This is a genomic window from Variovorax paradoxus, from assembly GCF_022009635.1.
Lineage (GTDB): Bacteria > Pseudomonadota > Gammaproteobacteria > Burkholderiales > Burkholderiaceae_C > Variovorax.
The window spans coordinates 6592870-6611102 of record NZ_CP091716.1 but is presented as its reverse complement, the minus strand read 5'-3'; the positions used below and the strand labels follow the sequence as shown (position 1 = coordinate 6611102).

Annotated in this window: 25 protein-coding genes and 2 pseudogenes; 22 read left to right on the top strand and 5 right to left on the bottom strand. The window is 67.0% G+C overall.

The genetic code is table 11. The features are described 5' to 3' along the window. Positions 1-10 precede the first annotated feature (10 nt). From rpsS to L3V85_RS30930, 9 genes and pseudogenes are all read left to right on the top strand, one after another. A complete protein-coding gene (rpsS, locus tag L3V85_RS30970) occupies positions 11-289 on the top strand; it encodes a 30S ribosomal protein S19 (RefSeq protein ID WP_007838132.1) in 279 nt (92 codons plus the stop codon). Positions 290-298: 9 nt separating this feature from the next. Beyond that, positions 299-631, top strand: a complete 333-nt coding sequence (rplV, locus tag L3V85_RS30965) for a 50S ribosomal protein L22 (protein ID WP_007838134.1) — start codon at positions 299-301, stop codon at positions 629-631. Positions 632-648: 17 nt separating this feature from the next. Beyond that, positions 649-1560, top strand: coding sequence for a 30S ribosomal protein S3 (rpsC, locus tag L3V85_RS30960; RefSeq protein ID WP_081266126.1), 912 nt, complete (start codon positions 649-651; stop codon positions 1558-1560). A gap of 52 nt (positions 1561-1612) precedes the next feature. Continuing rightward, the gene (gene rplP, locus L3V85_RS30955) at positions 1613-2029 is read left to right on the top strand and encodes a 50S ribosomal protein L16 (RefSeq protein WP_007838137.1); all 417 of its coding nucleotides are present in this window, start codon (positions 1613-1615) and stop codon (positions 2027-2029) included. A gap of 55 nt (positions 2030-2084) precedes the next feature. Beyond that, on the top strand, positions 2085-2294 hold the full coding sequence (rpmC, locus tag L3V85_RS30950) for a 50S ribosomal protein L29 (protein ID WP_026284221.1): 210 nt from the start codon (positions 2085-2087) through the stop codon (positions 2292-2294). A gap of 9 nt (positions 2295-2303) precedes the next feature. Beyond that, positions 2304-2573, top strand: coding sequence for a 30S ribosomal protein S17 (rpsQ, locus tag L3V85_RS30945; RefSeq protein WP_015867662.1), 270 nt, complete (start codon positions 2304-2306; stop codon positions 2571-2573). A gap of 82 nt (positions 2574-2655) precedes the next feature. After that, a pseudogene (locus L3V85_RS30940) lies at positions 2656-2778 on the top strand (peroxiredoxin); the annotation flags it as partial. A 137-nt stretch (positions 2779-2915) separates the two neighbouring features. After that, a complete protein-coding gene (locus L3V85_RS30935; RefSeq protein ID WP_237674302.1) occupies positions 2916-4643 on the top strand; it encodes an IS1634 family transposase in 1728 nt (575 codons plus the stop codon). A 62-nt stretch (positions 4644-4705) separates the two neighbouring features. Next, positions 4706-5116: pseudogene (locus L3V85_RS30930) on the top strand (peroxiredoxin); the annotation flags it as partial. 5 nt (positions 5117-5121) lie between these two features. Here L3V85_RS30930 and L3V85_RS30925 read toward each other — a convergent pair. Further along, positions 5122-5709: a GNAT family N-acetyltransferase gene (locus L3V85_RS30925; protein WP_237676428.1), complete on the bottom strand. Its 588-nt coding sequence runs from the start codon at positions 5707-5709 to the stop codon at positions 5122-5124. Further along, positions 5706-6419, bottom strand: coding sequence for a cytochrome b/b6 domain-containing protein (locus L3V85_RS30920; protein ID WP_237676427.1), 714 nt, complete (start codon positions 6417-6419; stop codon positions 5706-5708). Before L3V85_RS30920 ends, L3V85_RS30925 begins: the two co-directional genes overlap by 4 nt. Positions 6420-6574: 155 nt before the next feature. Here L3V85_RS30920 and L3V85_RS30915 point away from each other — a divergent pair, with 155 nt between their 5' ends. Then, positions 6575-7021 (top strand): c-type cytochrome, encoded by a 447-nt coding sequence (locus tag L3V85_RS30915; RefSeq protein ID WP_237676426.1) that lies wholly within the window; start codon positions 6575-6577, stop codon positions 7019-7021. A 51-nt stretch (positions 7022-7072) separates the two neighbouring features. Here the strand turns inward: L3V85_RS30915 and L3V85_RS30910 are convergent, their stop codons facing one another. Beyond that, positions 7073-7570, bottom strand: a complete 498-nt coding sequence (locus L3V85_RS30910; RefSeq protein WP_198087966.1) for a TlpA disulfide reductase family protein — start codon at positions 7568-7570, stop codon at positions 7073-7075. 98 nt (positions 7571-7668) lie between these two features. Between L3V85_RS30910 and L3V85_RS30905 the strand changes: the two genes are divergently transcribed. The 12 genes from L3V85_RS30905 (at position 7669) to L3V85_RS30850 (ending at position 16947) form a co-directional block, all read left to right on the top strand. After that, on the top strand, positions 7669-8211 hold the full coding sequence (locus tag L3V85_RS30905) for a hypothetical protein (protein ID WP_237676425.1): 543 nt from the start codon (positions 7669-7671) through the stop codon (positions 8209-8211). A 152-nt stretch (positions 8212-8363) separates the two neighbouring features. Next, the gene (locus L3V85_RS30900; protein ID WP_237676424.1) at positions 8364-8819 is read left to right on the top strand and encodes a PTS sugar transporter subunit IIA; all 456 of its coding nucleotides are present in this window, start codon (positions 8364-8366) and stop codon (positions 8817-8819) included. Further along, a complete protein-coding gene (locus L3V85_RS30895; RefSeq protein WP_081266134.1) occupies positions 8788-9057 on the top strand; it encodes an HPr family phosphocarrier protein in 270 nt (89 codons plus the stop codon). Before L3V85_RS30900 ends, L3V85_RS30895 begins: the two co-directional genes overlap by 32 nt. Before the next feature lie 10 nt (positions 9058-9067). Then, a complete protein-coding gene (gene ptsP / locus L3V85_RS30890) occupies positions 9068-10879 on the top strand; it encodes a phosphoenolpyruvate--protein phosphotransferase (protein WP_237676423.1) in 1812 nt (603 codons plus the stop codon). Positions 10880-10941: 62 nt separating this feature from the next. After that, on the top strand, positions 10942-11658 hold the full coding sequence (locus tag L3V85_RS30885; RefSeq protein WP_237676422.1) for a YoaK family protein: 717 nt from the start codon (positions 10942-10944) through the stop codon (positions 11656-11658). A 106-nt stretch (positions 11659-11764) separates the two neighbouring features. Next, complete coding sequence (locus L3V85_RS30880; protein ID WP_237676421.1) at positions 11765-12142, top strand: DUF4148 domain-containing protein; 378 nt, start codon at positions 11765-11767, stop codon at positions 12140-12142. 111 nt (positions 12143-12253) lie between these two features. Continuing rightward, positions 12254-12718, top strand: a complete 465-nt coding sequence (locus L3V85_RS30875) for a Spy/CpxP family protein refolding chaperone (RefSeq protein ID WP_237676420.1) — start codon at positions 12254-12256, stop codon at positions 12716-12718. Beyond that, positions 12711-13235, top strand: a complete 525-nt coding sequence (locus L3V85_RS30870; RefSeq protein ID WP_237676419.1) for a DUF4260 domain-containing protein — start codon at positions 12711-12713, stop codon at positions 13233-13235. The genes L3V85_RS30875 and L3V85_RS30870 overlap by 8 nt, the downstream gene beginning before the upstream one ends. Further along, complete coding sequence (locus L3V85_RS30865; RefSeq protein ID WP_237676418.1) at positions 13229-13615, top strand: hypothetical protein; 387 nt, start codon at positions 13229-13231, stop codon at positions 13613-13615. Before L3V85_RS30870 ends, L3V85_RS30865 begins: the two co-directional genes overlap by 7 nt. 50 nt (positions 13616-13665) lie before the next feature. After that, positions 13666-14358 carry a response regulator transcription factor gene (locus L3V85_RS30860; RefSeq protein ID WP_237676417.1) on the top strand — a complete coding sequence of 231 codons (693 nt, stop codon included), beginning with the start codon at positions 13666-13668 and terminating at the stop codon, positions 14356-14358. A 26-nt stretch (positions 14359-14384) separates the two neighbouring features. Next, positions 14385-15782: a HAMP domain-containing sensor histidine kinase gene (locus L3V85_RS30855; protein WP_414080251.1), complete on the top strand. Its 1398-nt coding sequence runs from the start codon at positions 14385-14387 to the stop codon at positions 15780-15782. A gap of 121 nt (positions 15783-15903) precedes the next feature. Beyond that, on the top strand, positions 15904-16947 hold the full coding sequence (locus L3V85_RS30850; RefSeq protein WP_237676415.1) for an NADP-dependent oxidoreductase: 1044 nt from the start codon (positions 15904-15906) through the stop codon (positions 16945-16947). Positions 16948-16980: 33 nt separating this feature from the next. On the opposite strand, the gene L3V85_RS30845 is transcribed toward L3V85_RS30850, so the two are convergent. Together L3V85_RS30845 and L3V85_RS30840 are read right to left on the bottom strand one after the other, a co-directional pair. Continuing rightward, positions 16981-17298 (bottom strand): hypothetical protein, encoded by a 318-nt coding sequence (locus L3V85_RS30845; protein ID WP_237676414.1) that lies wholly within the window; start codon positions 17296-17298, stop codon positions 16981-16983. A 79-nt stretch (positions 17299-17377) separates the two neighbouring features. After that, complete coding sequence (locus L3V85_RS30840) at positions 17378-18223, bottom strand: DMT family transporter (RefSeq protein WP_237676413.1); 846 nt, start codon at positions 18221-18223, stop codon at positions 17378-17380. Positions 18224-18233: the final 10 nt, after the last annotated feature.

The following is an 18233-nucleotide window of genomic DNA, read 5'->3' as shown; positions in this document are numbered from 1 at the left end:
GGGATAGCCAATGACTCGCTCTCTCAAAAAGGGTCCGTTCGTCGACCACCACCTCGTGGCCAAGGCCGACAAGGCCGTGACGACCAAGGACAAGAAGCCGATCAAGACCTGGTCGCGCCGCTCGATGGTTCTGCCCGAATTCATCGGTCTGACCATCGCTGTGCACAACGGCAAGCAACACGTGCCCGTGTACATCACCGACCAGATGGTCGGCCACAAGCTCGGCGAATTTGCGCTCACGCGCACGTTCAAGGGGCACCCCGCGGACAAAAAAGTCCAGAAGAAGTAAGGAACGACCATGTCTGAAACACGTGCAGTCCTCCGCGGTGTCCGCCTGTCGGTCGACAAGGGCCGTCTGGTCGCTGACCTGATCCGCGGCAAGAAGGTCGATCAAGCGCTCAACGTTCTGCAATTCACGCAGAAGAAGGCCGCTGTGATCATCAAGAAGGTGCTGGAGTCGGCTATCGCCAACGCCGAGCACAACGACGGTGCCGACATCGACGAGCTGAAGGTCAAGACCATCTACGTCGAGCAAGGTGCAACGCTCAAGCGCTTCACCGCGCGGGCCAAGGGTCGCGGCAATCGCATCAGCAAGCCCACGTGCCATGTGTACGTGACGGTTGGCAACTAAGAAGGCCTGGAAGAAATATGGGACAGAAAATCCACCCAACCGGGTTCCGCCTTGCGGTTACCCGTAACTGGTCCAGCCGCTGGTACGCAAGCGACCGCGATTTCGCGGGCATGCTGGCCGAAGACATCAAGGTTCGCGAATACCTGAAGAAGAAGCTGAAGAACGCTTCGGTGTCGCGCGTCATGATCGAACGTCCCGCCAAGAACGCACGCATCACGATCTACTCGGCACGTCCGGGCGTCGTGATCGGCAAGAAGGGCGAAGACATCGAGAACCTCAAGCGCGAACTGGGCAAGCAGCTCGGCGTGCCGGTTGCGGTCAACATCGAAGAAGTGCGCAAGCCCGAAATCGATGCGCAGCTGATCGCCGACAGCATTACGCAGCAGCTCGAAAAGCGGATCATGTTCCGCCGTGCCATGAAGCGCGCCATGCAGAACGCCATGCGTCTGGGTGCCCTGGGCATCAAGATCATGTCGGCTGGCCGCTTGAACGGCATCGAAATCGCACGTACCGAGTGGTACCGCGAAGGCCGCGTGCCGCTGCACACCCTGCGCGCCGACATCGACTACGGCACCTCGGAAGCCAAGACCACCTACGGCGTCATCGGCGTCAAGGTCTGGGTCTACAAGGGCGACACGCTGGGTCGTAACGACCTGCCGGCCGTTGAAACGCCGCGTCCCGAAGAAGAACGTCGTCCGCGCGGTCCGCGCCGTGATGGTCGCCCTGGCGACCGTCCGGGTGGCGACCGTCGTGGTCCCGGCCCCCGTGCCGGCGGCCGTGGCCCGATCGGTGGCAACACCGCGCCGGCCGATGGCAGCGACAAGCCCGCAGAAGCAACCGGCGGTGCCGGTGCAGACTCGAAACCCGCCGTTAAGCGCGTCCGCAAAGCCGCGCCCGCTGCAGCAGCGGACGGTGCCAAGACCGAGTAATCGGTCGCTCCCGGGCACGCAAGTGCCTGGGGCCCTCACGGAGTAATAAAACATGCTGCAACCTGCACGCAGAAAGTTCCGCAAGGAACAAAAGGGCCGCAACACCGGCATCGCAACCACGGGTAACTCGGTTGCGTTCGGTGACTTCGGTCTCAAATGCACCGACCGCGGCCGCCTCACGGCGCGCCAGATCGAAGCCGCTCGTCGCGCGATCTCGCGTCACGTGAAGCGCGGTGGCCGTATCTGGATCCGCGTGTTCCCGGACAAGCCGATCTCGACCAAGCCCGCAGAAGTGCGGATGGGTAACGGTAAGGGCAACCCCGAGTACTACGTCGCTGAAATTCAGCCTGGCAAGATCGTGTTCGAGATCGTCGGCGTGCCCGAAGAACTCGCCCGCGAAGCGTTCCGCCTGGCCGCCGCCAAGCTTCCGCTGCGTACGACTTTCGTCGCTCGCCAGCTCGGCGCCTGAGAGGAGAACACCCATGGCAACCCGTAAGAAGAAAGAAACCGCGGCTCCGGCCAAGGTGACGAAGGCCGCAACCCTGCGCACGAAGGACGTCGCAGGCCTGCAAGCCGAAATCAAGGATCTGCAGAAGGCCCATTTCGGTCTGCGCATGCAGAAAGCCACGCAACAGCTGTCGAACACCTCGACGCTGCGCGTGACGCGTCGCGACATCGCGCGCGCCAAGACCATTCTTGCTCAGAAGCAGCAAGAAACCCAAGCCGCCAAGTAAGGAGTGAACATGACGGAAGCTAAAAAATCCCTCAAGCGCACCTTGATCGGCAAGGTGGTCAGCGACAAGCGTGCCAAGACCGTGACCGTGCTGGTCGAGCGCCGTGTGAAGCACGAGCTCTACGGCAAGATCGTGGCCAAGACGAGCAAGTACCACGCCCATGACGAAAAGGGCGAGTACAAGCTGGGCGACACCATCGAGATCACGGAAAGCCGTCCGATCTCGAAGACCAAGAACTGGGTCGTGACCCGTCTGGTCGAGAAGGCCGTTCTGGTCTGATCAATCATTGGAGCCCCCAGGGGCAACCAATCCGGAAACGGCCCACAATGTGGGCCGTTTTTCTTTTTCTGGAGCACATCGAATGATCAAAGTCGGCGACACCCTTCCCGCAGCCACCCTGCAGGAGTATTCCGAAGTCGAAGGCGAGGGCTGCAGCATCGGCCCGAATGCCGTGGACGTGGCCACCCGAGTTCGACACCAAACCGCCGTTTTCCGATGTTTTCGCGGACCGGTGCCATATGAATCAAGCACTTAGCTGAGGCGTTTTGATTTTTATGTAGTGGCAATGTTTTATTGCTGATGTGTTGGCAATTGCCCGTATTTTTTTGCTACACTTCTTCTATGTTCATCAAGCTCACCCGCTCAGGCGGCCACACCTACGCCCAGTTGGTGGAGTCCTTCCGAGACGAACACGGCAAACCCCGCCAGCGCACGCTGGCCACCATCGGGCGGGTGGACGAAACAGATGGACAAGTCGACTCACTGCTGGGCGGTCTGCTTCGCGCCAAGGGTCGCTCACTGAGTGAGACATCCGTTCCCCAGGTGCGTTTTGAATCCGCACTGGCCCTGGGCGATGTCTGGGCGCTGGATCAACTCTGGCACGAGTTGGGTTTCGATGGCTTGGCTGCTGTCTTTCGCCGCGCACGCTTTACCAACCCCATCGAGCATGCCCTGCGGGTGATGGTCTTTAACCGGCTGTGCGACCCCGACTCCAAGCTCGGGGTGCTGCGCTGGCTGCAAACCGTCAGCATGCCGGGTATCGATGCAGAGGCACTCACCCACCAGCAACTGCTGCGCAGCATGGATGCGCTCATGGACCACCAGGACGCGGTGGATGAATGCGTGGCGGGCCTTTTGCGCCCGCTGATTGATGAGGATCTGTCGGTGGTGTTCTACGACCTGACCACCATCCGCGCCCAAGGACTGAGCCAGCAAGAGGGTGACGTGCGCCGCTATGGGATGTCCAAGGAAGGCATGGTGGTGCGCCAATTCATGCTCGGCGTGGTGCAAACAGCCGACGGCATGCCTATCTATCACGAGGTGTTTGCGGGCAACACAGCCGAGGCACCGACGTTGGAGCCGACCTTGAAGAAGGTGATGGCGCGTTACCCGCACATCCGCCGCCTGGTGGTGGTGGCTGACCGTGGGCTGCTTTCGCTGGACAACATAGAGGCCTTGTCCGAGTTGCGCTTGTCGGGTGGGGCCAGCGGATCAACCGATCAAGCGCTGGAGTTCATCCTGGCAGTGCCGGGGCGGCGCTATGGCGAGTTCGCAGACATACTGGAGCCGATCAACGCCCGAGCCCGAGCCCGCGCATCAGAGCAAGAAACGACAGAAGAGACTATCGATGAGGCGCAATGGCAGGGTCTTCGTCTGGTGGCGGCCCATAACCCGCAGCAGGCGGCCGAGCAGACTGCCAGTCGTCAGGCGCGCATTGACCAATTGCGCCAGCGCGCCGACCAGCTGGTGGGCAAGCTCGATTCGCAAGATGCAGGCAAGGCACACCGGGGTAGAAAGCTGTCTGATGCGGGTGTGACGGCACGCTTCTTCCATGAGGTGAGCGAGGCGCACCTCAAGCGCATCATCAAGGTCGATTTGCATGCCGATCTGTTCACGTATGACATCGACCAGGCAGCTCTGGCCCGCGCCCAGGCGATGGATGGCAAGCTGCTGCTGGTGACCAACGTGGCGGACTTGACACCCAAAGAGGTGGTGCAGCGCTACAAGGCACTGGCAGACATCGAACGGGGATTTCGGGTGCTGAAGTCGGAGATCGAGATTGCGCCGGTGTTCCACCGCCTGCCCGAGCGCATCAAGGCGCATGCGAGCATTTGCATGCTGGCCCTGATCCTGTACCGCGTGATGCGCCAGCGCCTGAAGATGAGTGGCAGCGATTTGTCACCGGAGGCTGCCCTGGCGGACTTGCGGCGAATTCAGCGCCACCGTGTGAGCATCAACAATGCCGCGCCCATTGCGGGCGTCTCTTCCATCGTCCAACGCCAGACCGATGTGCTGGCCGCACTGAAGATCAAAAAACCCCAGCAAGACACCCAATTGAGCCTGCTGTAGTGGCAGCCGAGAGTCTTGGCCCATACAAATCAAGCACTTAGCGCGGTTGGTGTCGAACTCGGGTGGCCAAGGCTTCGGCCGGCAAGACCATCGCGCTGTTCGCGCTGCCGGGCGCCTTCACGCCCACTTGCTCGGCCAAGCACGTGCCGGGCTACGTGCAGCACTTCGACGACTTCAAGGCCGCCGGCGTGGACGAGATCTGGTGCGTGAGCGTGAATGACGCCTTCGTGATGGGCGCCTGGGCGCGCGACCAGAAGACCGGCGCCAAGGTGCGCATGCTGGCCGACGGCAGTGCCGATTTCGCCAAGGCCACCGGTCTCACGCTGGACCTGACCGGCCGCGGCATGGGCCTGCGCAGCAATCGCTACTCGATGCTCGTGAAGGACGGCAAGGTCGCGACGCTGAACGTCGAGGCACCGGGCAAGTTCGAAGTGAGCAACGCCGAGACGCTGCTGGCGCAAGCCCGCGGCTGATCCGGCTAGAGATCCACCTTCAGGTAGTGGGCCCCGGCAACGGGGTTGTGATAGTAAGGCGGCACCTCCGCGAAGCCCAGGTCTTCGTAGAGGGCCCGCGCCGACTCCATGTCGTCGAGAGTGTCGAGCAGCACGCAGCCGTAGCCCGCGCTGCGCGCCGCGTCGAGGATCGCCTCGGCCAGCTGCCGGCCCAGGCCCAGCCCGCGGAAACCGGGGCGCACGTACAGGCGCTTCATCTCGGCCGCATTGGCGTAGTCCGCGCTGTCCAGCGGGCGCAGCGCGCAGCAGCCCGCCACATGCGCCAGCGTGCCGTCGGCGCGCTTCAAGGTCGGCGCCTGGCGGCCGGCTTCTTCCTTCACGTTGACCGGATCGACCAGCGCCAGCAGCAGCGTGCCGCGCGGTTCGGCGTATTCGCCCGGCAGGCCGGCCAGTTCGCCTTCGAAATCCTGGAAGTCGAGGTCGATGCCCAGCGAGTTCGCATAGTCGCGGAAGATCGCGCGCACGGCGTCGATCTCGTGCGCCTCATCGGGCGAGAGCAGCACGACGGCCGGCATCGCCGACAGCGGCAAGGGGCGTGAAACGGAAAAGCTCATATGCGCAACGACGAAATCCAGTAAGCGGCGCCCGCGCACAGCGCGAAGACGACGAGAGCGAACATGCGCGAGGCGGCGTCGTCACGGCTCGATGCAACGCTGCCCTCGGTGCCCGCAGATATCAGCTTGTCACCCGTCACCATCGGCCGCACCAGCCGGTGGCGCTTGACGAGCGCGTAGAACAGCACGGCCAGCACGTGCAGGCTTACCAGCGCAATCACGATCCACTTGCCCTGCGCCTTGTGCCATCCGGTGGCAAGGCTCACCACCTCGCTCGAGACAAAGCGAGTGAGCGGCCCGGAGGCTGAAATCTCGTCGTCCGCCGTCAGCCCGGTCGCCACCTGCAGCGCGAGGATCGCCAGCACGGCAAAGACCGACAGCGCGCCCAGCGGGTTGTGTCCGATCAGGTGGTCCGGATGCGCCTTGCCGCGCAGGTAAGCCAGCACGGAACCCGGCCCGTAGATGAAGGCCCCGAAGCGCGACCAGCGCCCGCCGACGAAACCCCAGACCAGCCGGAACAGCAGCAGCGCGAACACCGAGTAGCCCAGGCGGAAGTGCCATTCCATGATGCCGTTCAGGCCGGTGCCGATCAGGCCGATCACGGCAATGGCCAGCGCCCAGTGGAAAAGGCGTGTCGGCAGGTCCCAGACCCGGGTGGGTGTGCCGTTGCCGGAGGCCGCGCGAGGGGCGGCCACGGAGGAGTCGGTCATCGAGGAAGGCGCGGAGGGCGCAATGCTGCGGAAGGCGCAGATTAGCAAAGTCCGGACCCTCGTTCGCTTCGGGTTGTTGCTATGCGCCCGACATCGGCGCGTCCTACACTCGCCCGGCGCCGCGCCAGACGGCGTTTCCCACACGAGGACCCACGATGACCCGATTCGCTTCGTTCGCCCTTGCAGCCGCCTGCGCTGCAATGTCCCTGCCGGCCGCGGCCCAGTTCGCCAAGCCCGAGGACGCCATCAAGTACCGCCAGAGCGCGCTGTTCGTGATGAGCCAGCACTTCGGCCGCCTGGGTGCCATGGCCAACGGCCGCGCGCCCTACGACGCCGCCGCTGCCGCCGCCAACGCCGAAGTGGTCGCCGACATGGCGAAGTTGCCCTGGGCCGCCTTCGGCCCAGGCACCGAGGGCGGCAAGGCCAAGCCCGAAGTGTGGAAGGAAGACGCCAAGTTCAAGGAACGGCAGCAGAAGCTGATCGACGAGACCGGCAAGCTGCTGGTCGCTGCCAAGGCCGGCAACATCGACGCACTGAAGGCCCAGTTCGGCCCGACCGCCGCGAGCTGCAAGGCCTGTCACGACAGCTTCCGCAACCAGTAAAAACAAAAGGCGCTCCTCGGAGCGCCTTTTTTCTGGCCGCCGGCCGAAGGATCAGGCTTCGGCCAGGAGTTTTTCGATCAACTTGTGCAGTTCGGCGAAATCGGGTTCGCCCACGTAGCGCTTCACGATCTCGCCGCGCTTGTTGACCAGGTAGGTGGTCGGCGTGAGCTTCACGTCGCCCCAGGCCTGCGCCACGCTGCCGGTGTTGTCGATCGCCACCTTGAACGGCAGCTTGCGCGTTTCGGCGAAATTGACGACGTAGCTCGGCGGGTCGTAGCTCATGGCCACCGCCAGCGTGTCGTAGCCCTGCGCCTTGTACTTGTCGTAGGTGGCGATGACCTTGGGCATCTCGCCGACGCAGGTCACGCAGCTCGTGGCCCAGAAGTTGACCAGCGTGACCTTGCCCTTGAGGTCGGCCGTGCTTTTTTGCGTGCCGTCGAGCAGCACGAAGGTCGAAGCCGGTGCCGCTGTGGCGCCGGAGCCGAGGTACACCCCCACGCCGGTGGCCAATGCGATGACGACGGCGGCAGCAGCGATGTATTTTTTCATGGCAGCGTAGAGAGAAGGGGCGCGCGATTTTAGTTCCGCCCGCCGGATCGTGCTGGCGACGCCCCGCCGGCCCCGGGCGGCTCGATAATCGCTCCCCCATGCCGTCGTCGCCCGTTCCTTCTTCCTGGCTTGCGCTGACCGCGGCGGCGGCCCTCATGCTCGCCGCCTGCAGCCCCACCTTCAACTGGCGCGACGTGCCCGTCGGCGACACCGGGCTGATCGCGATGCTGCCCTGCAAGGCCGACAAGGCGAACCGCGCCGTGCCGCTCGGCGCCGAATCGGTGCAGGTCGACATGACGGGCTGCGAAGCCGGCGGCGCGACCTTCGCCATTGCGCACGCCTCGGCCAACGGGCCGGCGCAGGCCGAAGCCTGGCTCAACGCATGGCGCGCCGCCACCCGTGGCCAGCTGGGCGACGCTCAGGTTGCCGAAACCGGCGCCAGCGTGCAGCGCGCGACCGCCACGCCCCCGCCGCTGCGGCTCGACGCCCAGCCGGCACAAGCCGGCGCCCAGGTACAGGTGCTGTGGTTCGCCCAATCGCAGAAAGACGGCAGCGTCGCGCTCTACCAGGCCACCGTGCTGGGCAAGCCGTCGGCGGCGGACGCCTCGCAGACCTTCTTCGAGGGACTGCGTCTCCCGTGAAGCCCGTAAGGCGGGGTTGCTATTGTTTTGATAGCCGTCCAGGCGGCTTGTCCTCGTGCGGTTCTGTCCGGTTTGCCGGGCTGCCGCGTTGTGTCAGATATCTACATCCACTGGGCGCCCCCGCATAATCGGCGCGTCGTCCTCCGTCTCGCATGAACAGCATTCTCATCATCGCCCACTCACCGTTCGCACATGCGCTGCGGCAGTGCGCGCTGCATGTGTTCCCCGATTGCGAGCAAGCCATCGTCGCGCTCGACGTGCTGCCCAACGTGTCGCCTGAAGAAACGCTGGCCGCCGCGCGCATCACGCTCGCGCAGCAGCTGCACACGCCGCGCACGCAGGTGCTGGTGCTGGCCGACGTGTTCGGCGCCACGCCCTGCAACGTGGCGCAGAAGCTGGTGGACGGCGTCCGGTCGCGGCTGGTGGCGGGGGTCAATCTCCCGATGCTGCTGCGCGCCGTCACCTACCGGCACGAACCGCTCGAGACACTGGTGCAACGGGCCCTGGCCGGTGGCACCGCCGGTGTCATGCAGGTGGCGGCGGCCGCTCCCCAGAACCAGGCGAAGAGAAAGCACAGTGATCAAGAAATCCGTGACCATCAGCAATAAGCTGGGCCTGCATGCACGCGCATCGGCCAAGTTGACCAAGCTCGCAGGCAGCTTTCCCTGCGAGGTCTGGCTCTCGCGCGGCGACCGCCGCATCAATGCCAAGAGCATCATGGGCGTCATGATGCTGGCCGCCGGGCTCGGTTCCACCGTCGAGCTCGAAACCAACGGCCCCCAGGAAGAAGAAGCGATGAACGCCATCGTCCACCTCATGGACGACAAGTTCGGCGAAGGCGAATAAGGACTCTCCCATGACCTTCGCAGTCCACGGCCTCCCTGTCGCCCGTGGCATTGCCATCGGGCGCGCTGTGCTGGTGGTGTCGAGCCGCATCGACGTGGCCCACTACTTCATCAAGCCCGAAGAAATCGAGACCGAGATCGACCGCGTGCGCACCGCGCGCAACGCGGTGGCCGACGAGCTCACCAAGCTGCAGGCCAACGTGGCCCAGATGGGCCCGAACGACGCGCCGCACGAACTGGCTGCGTTGCTCGAGGTGCACCAGATGCTGCTGCAGGACGAGGCCCTGAGCGGCGGCGTCAAGCACTGGATCAGCGAGCGGCTCTACAACGCCGAATGGGCGCTGACCACGCAGCTGGAGATCATCGCGCGCCAGTTCGACGAGATGGAAGACGCCTACCTGCGCGAGCGCAAGGCCGACCTCGAGCAGGTGGTCGAGCGCCTGCTGCACCGCATGAAGGGCACGGCCGCCGTGCTCGCGCCGAGCCCGCCGCGCCGCAAGCGCGCCGCGGCGCCGTTCGACGACCACGACGACCATGACGACCCCACCGCGGGCGACGGCATCGACGTGCCGCTGGTGCTCATTGCGCACGACCTGTCGCCGGCCGACATGCTGCAGTTCAAGAAGAGCGTGTTCGCCGGCTTCGTGACCGACGTGGGCGGGCGCACCTCGCACACCGCCATCGTGGCGCGCAGCATGGACATCCCGGCCATCGTCGGCGCGCGCACCGCGAGCCAGCTGGTGCGCCAGGACGACTGGGTCATCATCGACGGCGACGCCGGCGTGATGATCATCGACCCCTCGCCGATCATCCTGGCCGAGTACGGCTTCAAGCAGCGCCAGGGCGACCTGGAGCGCGGCCGCCTCGCGCGGCTGCGCCACAAGCCGGCCGTCACGCTCGACGGCCAGCGCGTCGAGCTGCTGGCCAACATCGAGATGCCCGAGGACACCGTGGGCGCCGTCAAGGCCGGCGCGGTGGGCGTGGGCCTGTTCCGCAGCGAATTCCTCTTCATGGGCCGCGAGTCGTCGGCGCGCCAGACGCGCCTGCCCGACGAGGAAGAGCAATACCAGGCCTACAAGCGCGCGGTCGAGGGCATGCAGGGCATGCCGGTCACCATCCGCACCATCGACGTGGGTGCCGACAAGCCGCTGGACAGCAAGTCGGCCAACAAGCAGGAGCACCTGAACCCCGCGCTCGGCCTGCGCGCCATCCGCTGGAGCCTGGCCGATCCGGCGATGTTCCTCACGCAGCTGCGCGCCATCCTGCGGGCCGCCGCGCACGGCGAGATCCATCTGCTGATTCCGATGCTCGCGCACGCCAGCGAGATCCGCCAGACCATGTCGCTGATCGACTTCGCACGGGCCGAGCTCGACAACCGCGGCGCGGTGTACGGCCAGGTCAAGCTCGGCGCCATGATCGAGATACCGGCCGCCGCGCTCACGCTGCGCATCTTCCTGAAGCACTTCGACTTCCTCTCGATCGGCACCAACGACCTGATCCAGTACACGCTGGCCATCGACCGCGCCGACGAGTCGGTGGCGCACCTCTACGACCCCGCGCACCCGGCGGTGCTCAAGCTGGTGGCCGACACCATCGCCGAGTGCCGCAGGCAAGGCAAGGGCGTGTCGGTGTGCGGCGAAATGGCGGGCGACGTGGCGTTCACGCGGCTGCTGCTCGGCTTGGGCCTGCGCAGCTTCTCGATGCACCCCTCGCGCATCCTCGCCGTGAAGCAGGAAGTGCTGCGCGCCGACACCAGCAAGCTCGAGGCGTGGGCCAGGGGCGTGCTCGATTCCGACGACCCGGCCGCCGCGCTCGCGGGCTGAGTCTTTTCGTGGGGCGCGGCGCCGCATGCGCCGCCGCGCATTGCCAAGGGGACATCGCTCGCATGACTTCGCCTTCGTCCACGCTCGTCCCGCACGCCGCCGACGCGGCGCCTGTCGATCCTCCCGGCCACGGCATGCTGCTGGCCTTCACCGGCGGCTTCGTCGACACGCTGGGCTTCGTCGCGCTGTTCGGCCTCTTCACCGCGCATGTCACCGGCAACTTCGTGCTGATCGGCGCGGCGATGGCGGGCGACGGCCATGCGGGCGTGGTCGGCAAGCTGCTGGCGCTGCCGACCTTCGTCATCGGCGTCGCGGCCACGCGCCTGTTCCAGCTGCGGCGCGAGCGGCAGGGGCGGGACACCGCCGCGCCGCTGGTCGTCATCCAGCTCGCGGGCCTCGTGGCCTTCATGCTCGCCGGCGTGTGGGCCGGCCCTTTCGCGCACGGCGGCGGCATGCAGGCCATCGGCGTCGGCCTGATGGGCGTGCTGGCGATGTCGGTTCAGAACACCGCCGCGCGCAGCGTGTTCTCGCGCCTGACGCCCAGCACCGTGATGACCGGCAACGTCACGCAACTGGTGATGGATCTGGTCGACATCGCGACGCGCGCGCCCGGCATGGCCGCTGCCGCGACCCGCGTGCACAAGGCCTGGCCGCCGGTGGCTGCGTTCGCGGCCGGCTCGCTGGCGGGTGGGCTGGGCTATGCGCATGCGGGCTTTTGGGCGCTGCTCGCGCCCTGCATTGCGCTCGTGGTGTTGCTGCGGTTACTGCGAAAGCAATAGCGTCGCAATAAAACGAAACACGCCGAAACTGCGGCGAAAGGACTTGCGGCGCCCCCGCAAGCACGATCAGGCCTTCTCTTCCAACCCTGAAAGAAAGGCCTGCCAAATGAAGCAATCTCTCTCCCTGACCCAGATCATCGCCGTCGGTTCGTTCGCCATGCTCGCGGCGGCCGGCGCCAAGGCTGAAAGCTACGAGGGCGTGCAGCCCGCCGTGTCGGCCAAGAGCCGCGCGGAAGTCAACGCCGAAGCCGTGCGCACCGCCTCCGCGCCCAACCAGAACGTGGTGCGCGGCTCGCGCGGCGCCGAAACCATGGCCGTGTCGACCGAGCGCGCGCGCATCGTCGCCGAAGCCGTGCGCACCGCTGCGGCGCCCGACCAGAACGTGTCGTCCGGCTCGCGTGTGAACAGCAAGGTCATCTCGACCCTGCAGAACCCGGTGGACGCGCGCGCCTCGGCGGCCAACGCCAAGAGCAGCCGCCTGTAATCGGACCGTGCGGCAATAAAACGAAACACGCCGATACCGCGGCGAGAGGACTTGGCCCGGTGCGGATCGCACCATGGAGCTTCCTCCTCACAGACAACACAAGGACCTCCCATGAAGCACTGGATCAAACGTACTCTCTTCGGTTTTGCGGGCCTCGCGGTGGTGGCCGGCAGCATCGCCGGCTGTGCCGGCCAACGCCACGGCTGGAGCGGCGACAGCGCCGAGTTCCGCGCCAGGATGGTCGAGCGCGTGGGCAGCAAGCTCGAGCTCGACGCCAACCAGAAACAGAAGCTCACCGTGCTGGCCGAGAAGCTGCAGGCGCAGCGTGAAGCGATGCGCGGTGCAGGCGGCTCGGGCGACCCGCGTTCGCAGTTCAAGGCGCTGTTCGCGGGCAACAAGCTCGACCAGGCCGGTGCCGCGCGACTCGTCGACGAGAAGACCGCCGCCGTGCGCGCGGGCAGTCCCGAGATCATCGCGGCCGCCGCCGACTTCTATGACAACCTGAACGCCGCGCAGCAGCAGAAGGTGCGCGACTTCATGGAGCGCGGCGGCCGCCGCTGGAGCCATCGTGGATAGATTTCACTCACCCCCAGGCTTCGCGCACTTCGTGTCGCTTCGCCTTCCCCCTCTCCGGGGGCGATACCTGCGGCCCGGCGAAGCCGGTTCCGCGGTATCCCGCGAACAGACAGCGGCAATGGCAATGGCCGCGGCAGCGGCGGCGGGGGGAGGCGTGCGCGCGCTGCTGCGCCTCGAAGGCGCGGCGGTGCTTGGCGTGGCGCTCGCCGCGTACGCCCAGTACGGCCTGGGCTGGGGCGTGTTCGCGCTCTGGCTGCTGCTGCCCGATGTCGCGATGCTCGGCTACCTCGCCGGGCCGCGCGTGGGTGCGGCGCTGTACAACGCGACGCACTCGTACGTCGGCCCCGCGCTGCTGCTCGCGCTCGGCGTGCTCGCGGCAACGCCGTGGGCGGTGGCCGGAGGCTTGATCTGGTTCGCCCACATCGGCTTCGACCGCGCGCTCGGCTACGGGCTCAAGTACGCCGCCGGTTTCGGCAACACGCATCTCGGCCGCGTCGGCCGGGCCGATCCATGGTGAGCACCGTCGCCGCTCCTGTCATGCGACCGCGCACCGCGCGCGCATGGATGCTGGCCGAGGCGTTCACGCTCGGCGTCGCGTCGACGGTGCATGCCGGTTACCTCGTGCCGGGCCACGCGCATGCGCAGGCGCGCATCGCCGAGGCGGTGATCGCAACGGTGCTGGTGCTGGCGTCGGTCGAGACCTGGCTGCGCCCCCCGCATGCGCGGCGTGCCGCCATCTTCGGCCAGGGCTTCGCGCTGCTGGGCACGCTGGTCGGGCTGGGCACCATCGTCGCCGGCATCGGACCCGGCTCCGTGGGCGACGTGGTCTACCACGCGCTCCTGCTCTCATTCCTCGTGACGGGCCTGGCCTGGGCGGTGCGATGCCGGCCGGTCTGATGGTCAGCGAAGTCATTCGCCACATGCTTGCCAGGAGGCACAATCCCGCCATGCCGCGCATCCTGCTGATCGACGACGACGAACACCTCGCCGCGCCGCTGACCACCTACTTCGCACGCTTCGGCTGCACGCTCGAAAGCGCCGTGCGCCCGAGCGAAGGCCTTGCCAAGCTGCGGGCCGGCCAGTACGACGCGGCGATCCTCGACGTCATGCTGCCCGAGATGGACGGCTTCGAACTGTGCCGCGAGATCCGCAAGGAAAGCGACATTCCCATCGTGATGCTCACCGCGCGCGGCGAGGTGATGGACCGCGTGGTCGGCCTCGAACTGGGCGCCGACGACTACGTGCCCAAGCCCTTCGAGCCGCGCGAGTTGGTGGCGCGCGTGCAGACCATCCTGCGCCGCCAGCGCAGCGCGCCGCCGGCGGCGAGCAGCGCGCAGCACCGCGTGTTCGACGGCCTGTCGATCGACCTCGACCGCCGCCAGGTGCTGCGCCAGGGCGAGCGCGTGGAACTCACCGGCACCGAGTTCGAACTGCTCGCGCTGCTGGCCGGCGAGCCCGGCAAGGTCTTCAGCCGCGACGACATCCTCAACCGCCTGCGCGGCCACGAGGCCGAGCTGTACACGCGCGCGGTCGACATCGTGGTGAGCCGCCTGCGCAAGAAGCTGGAGCCGCTGGACTGCATCAAGACCCTGCGCAATGCCGGCTACGCGCTGGCCGTGGCACGCAGCGAGACTGCATGAGCTTCAACCGCAGATTCCCGCGCGAGATGCGGCGGCGCATGGAGTGCCACGACGAAGAATGGCGCCAGGAGTGGCACAAGCAGTGGCATGCGCGCTGGAACGAGAAAGTGCAGGGCAAGCGCCGCTGGCGCCGTTCGCTGCGCGTGCGGCTGGTGCTGATGTTCGTGGTGCTGGCGATGGTGATGGCGGCGGTGTTCATGGGCGGCATGAAGCGTGCCTTTTCCACCGGCTGGGCCGAGGCCGCGCGGCCGCTGCTTATCGACTACAACGATCGCCTTGTCGCCGAGCTCGGCACGCCGCCCGATGTGGCGCGTGCGCAGGCGCTGGTGAACCGGCTGCCCATCACCATCCGCATCGTCGGCCCCAAGGTCAACTGGAACTCCAACCCCGGCAACAACGATCACTCCGGCGGCGCCGATCATCCTGGCAACTGGATGCATGACCACGAAGACCTGTTCGGTGGCGAGAAGTGGTTCGTCCGCCCCACGGCAGACGGCCATCAGGTGATCTTCGGCTGGTCGCCCAAGCTCTGGGAGCAGGCGCCGCGCGTCATCGGCTGGGCCACGCTCGGCGTGCTGCTGTCGTGCGTGCTGCTGGCCTATGCCTACGTGAGCCGGCTGCTGCGGCCGCTGATCGACATCCGCGAGGGTGCGCAGCGCTTCGGGCGCGGCGAGTTCTCGCAACCCATCCCGATCCGCCGCAACGACGACCTCGGCGATCTCGCGCAACGCGTCAACACCATGGCCGACGACATCCAGGCCATGCTCGACGCCAAGCGCGGCCTGCTGCTCGCGCTGAGCCACGAACTGCGCTCGCCGCTCACCCGTGCCCGCCTCAATGCAGAGCTGCTGCCGGCCACGCCCGAAGGCCAGGCTGAGCGGGAGGCGCTGCTGCGCGACCTGAACGAGATGCGCGACCTCATCAGCGACCTGCTCGAAAGCGAACGGCTGGCGAGCCCGCACGTGGCGCTGCAGCGCGAGCCGGTCGACCTGGCCGCGCTGATCCGCGAGACCGTGGCCGAGATGCCGGGCGCGCAGCAGGTGCACCTGGACCTGGCCGACGGCCTGCCGCCGCACGCCGTCGACCGCATGCGCATCCGCCTCCTGGTGCGCAACCTGCTGGATAACGCGCTGCGCTACAGCAACGGCGCGCCGCGCCCGCCCTGTGTGTCGCTGCGCGCGGCGCTGGACGGCAAGAGGCAGGGCGTCGAGATCGAGGTGCGCGACCACGGCCCCGGCGTCGACGAAGCGCAGCTGGACCGGCTCACCGAGCCCTTTTACCGCACCGACGGTGCCCGGGCGCGTGCCACCGGCGGCGTCGGCCTGGGCATGTACCTGTGCCGGCTGATCGCCGAGGCGCACGGCGGCGAACTCATGGTGCGCAACGCCTCGCCGGGGCTGCAGATCGTCGTCCGGCTGGTGTAGCCCGGGGCGGCGCCGGGCTGTCGCCTGCGCTACAGGCGGCGCTACGAAGGGCGCGGGGTGCGCGGCTACGATGCGCCTCCGCGCCCACGCCGGCGCCCGGTCCGTCATTCAAGGAGACACCATGAGCAGCCCCCTCACCAATCACCAGGTCCGCCTCGCCAAGCGCCCCGAAGGCGCCGCCACCCGCGAGAACTGGAAATTCACCACCGAGCCCGTAGCCGAGCCGGCCGAGGGCGGCGTGCTGGTCAAGACGCTGTCGCTGTCGCTCGACCCGGCCATGCGCGGCTGGCTCAACGACGCCAAGAGCTACATCCCGCCCGTGGCCATCGACGAGGTGATGCGCGCCGGCGGCGTCGGCCGCGTGGTCGCTTCGAAGAACCCGAAATTCGCCGTCGGCGACACGGTGTACGGCACGCTCGGCGTGCAGGAATACATCCTCATCGCGCAGGAAGACATCAAGCGCAACGGCCTGGTGAAGATCGACCTGAACGTGGGCAGCATCACCCAGTGGCTCAACGTGCTGGGCATGCCCGGCATGACCGGCTACTTCGGCCTGATGGACGTCGGCATGCCCAAGGCCGGCGAGACCGTGGTGGTCTCCGGCGCGGCCGGGGCGGTGGGGCAGACCGTGGGCCAGCTGGCCAAGATCAAGGGCTGCCGCGTGGTCGGCATCGCCGGCGGTGCGGCCAAATGCGACTGGGTGGTGAAGGAGCTGGGCTTCGACGCCTGCATCGACTACAAGGCCGGCGCGGGCGCGGTGCGCGAAGGCCTCAAGACGCACTGCCCGAAGGGCGTGGACATCTACTTCGACAACGTCGGCGGCGAGATCCTCGACATGGTGCTGGCGCGGCTCGCGCGCAAGGCGCGCATCATCATCTGTGGCGCCATCAGCCAGTACAACAACGCCAACAGCATGCCGGCCGCCGGCCCGAAGAACTACCTGAGCCTGCTGGTGAACCGCGCGCGCATGGAAGGCATCGTGGTGTTCGACTACGCCGACCGGTATCACGTCGCCATCGCCGAGATGGCCGGCTACCTGAAGGACGGCCGCATGAAGAGCAAGGAAGACATCGTCAAGGGGCTGGACACCTTCCCCGAGTCGCTCAACAAGCTCTTCGCCGGCGAGAACTTCGGCAAGCTGGTGCTGCAGGTCGCCGAAGACTGACTGACTGGCTGATGGAAGGATGCCGGGGACGCTTCAGTCGTCCTCGGGGCGCATGGGAATGTCGCCCATCGCGTCGTCCTCGCGCAGGCCGCGCGCGGCCTTCAGCAGCTCGATCGACAGGCCGTCGCCCCGGCCCGCGAAGCCCTTGGCGATGCCTTCGAGCACCGTCGACAGGCCGGCTTCGCCGTCGTCGCGGGCATCCATGCTGATGTTCAGAACGCGGGCCGCCATCTGGCGGTAGGTGACGGCGCCCGCGCCTTCGAGCGCGGCCACCAGGTCGAGGTACAGCGCAAGGTTCATGTCGAACACGAGCTTGGGCGTGATCTCGAAATCCCTGTTCTTTTCATTCATGCGTGGCTCCTTTGTTCCTGAGCCGCCACTCTGCCAGAAAACAGGCGCGGCGCCGTCGGACGCGGACGCATTCATCCGGTCAGCGCGCGCGGGTGCCCATCAGCGCGGCCGAGATGATCAGGATGGCCGCGAGCGCGATGCTCCACGTCAGCGGCCTGCCCGTCACGGCCAGCAGCAGCGCGGTCGAGGCCAGCGGCGTGATGTAGCTCAGGATGCCGATCTGCCGCGCGTCGCCGCGCTTGAGCGCCATGTCCCACAGGAAGAAGGCCGCGCCCAGCGGGCCGAGGCCGCACAGCACCAGCAGCAGCCAGTCGCGGCCCGACAACGCGGCCGGTGTTTCCAGCACCGCGTGGCAGGCCAGCGCCAGCAGGCCCGAGACCAGTCCGAACAGGCCGATGGCCGAGGTCGGGAAGGCGGGCACGCGCTTCGTCCACAGCGAGTAGCTGGCCCAGATCACGGCCGAGGCCAGCGCGGGCAAAAAGCCCCAGTACGACGTCGCCGGCCCCGAGGCCGCGGCCCCTTGCGCCCCGAGGATCGCCGCCGCCGCGCCCGCGAACCCCAGCAGCGCCGCCACCACGTGGACCGGCCGCAGCGACATGCCGGTCAGCAGCACCGGTGCCAGCACCACCATGAGCAGCGGCCACAGGTAGTTGACGAGGTTGGCCTCCACCGGCGGCGCGATCCGCAGCGCCATGAACAGCAGGAAGTGATAGCCGAAGAGACCGTAGATGCCCAGCGCCAGCGTGCGCGGCGGCACCTTCCACGCGCCGCGGTCGCGCAGCACGAGCGGCCAGCTCGGCACGCTGCCGACGATCAGCGCGATGCCGGTCGTGAGGAACGGGGGCAGGTGCGACAGCGAAGTGCCCAGCGAGGCGAGCGTGGCCCAGAGCGCGATGGCGAGCAGGGCATGGAAAGTGGACGGCATGACCGGCGAG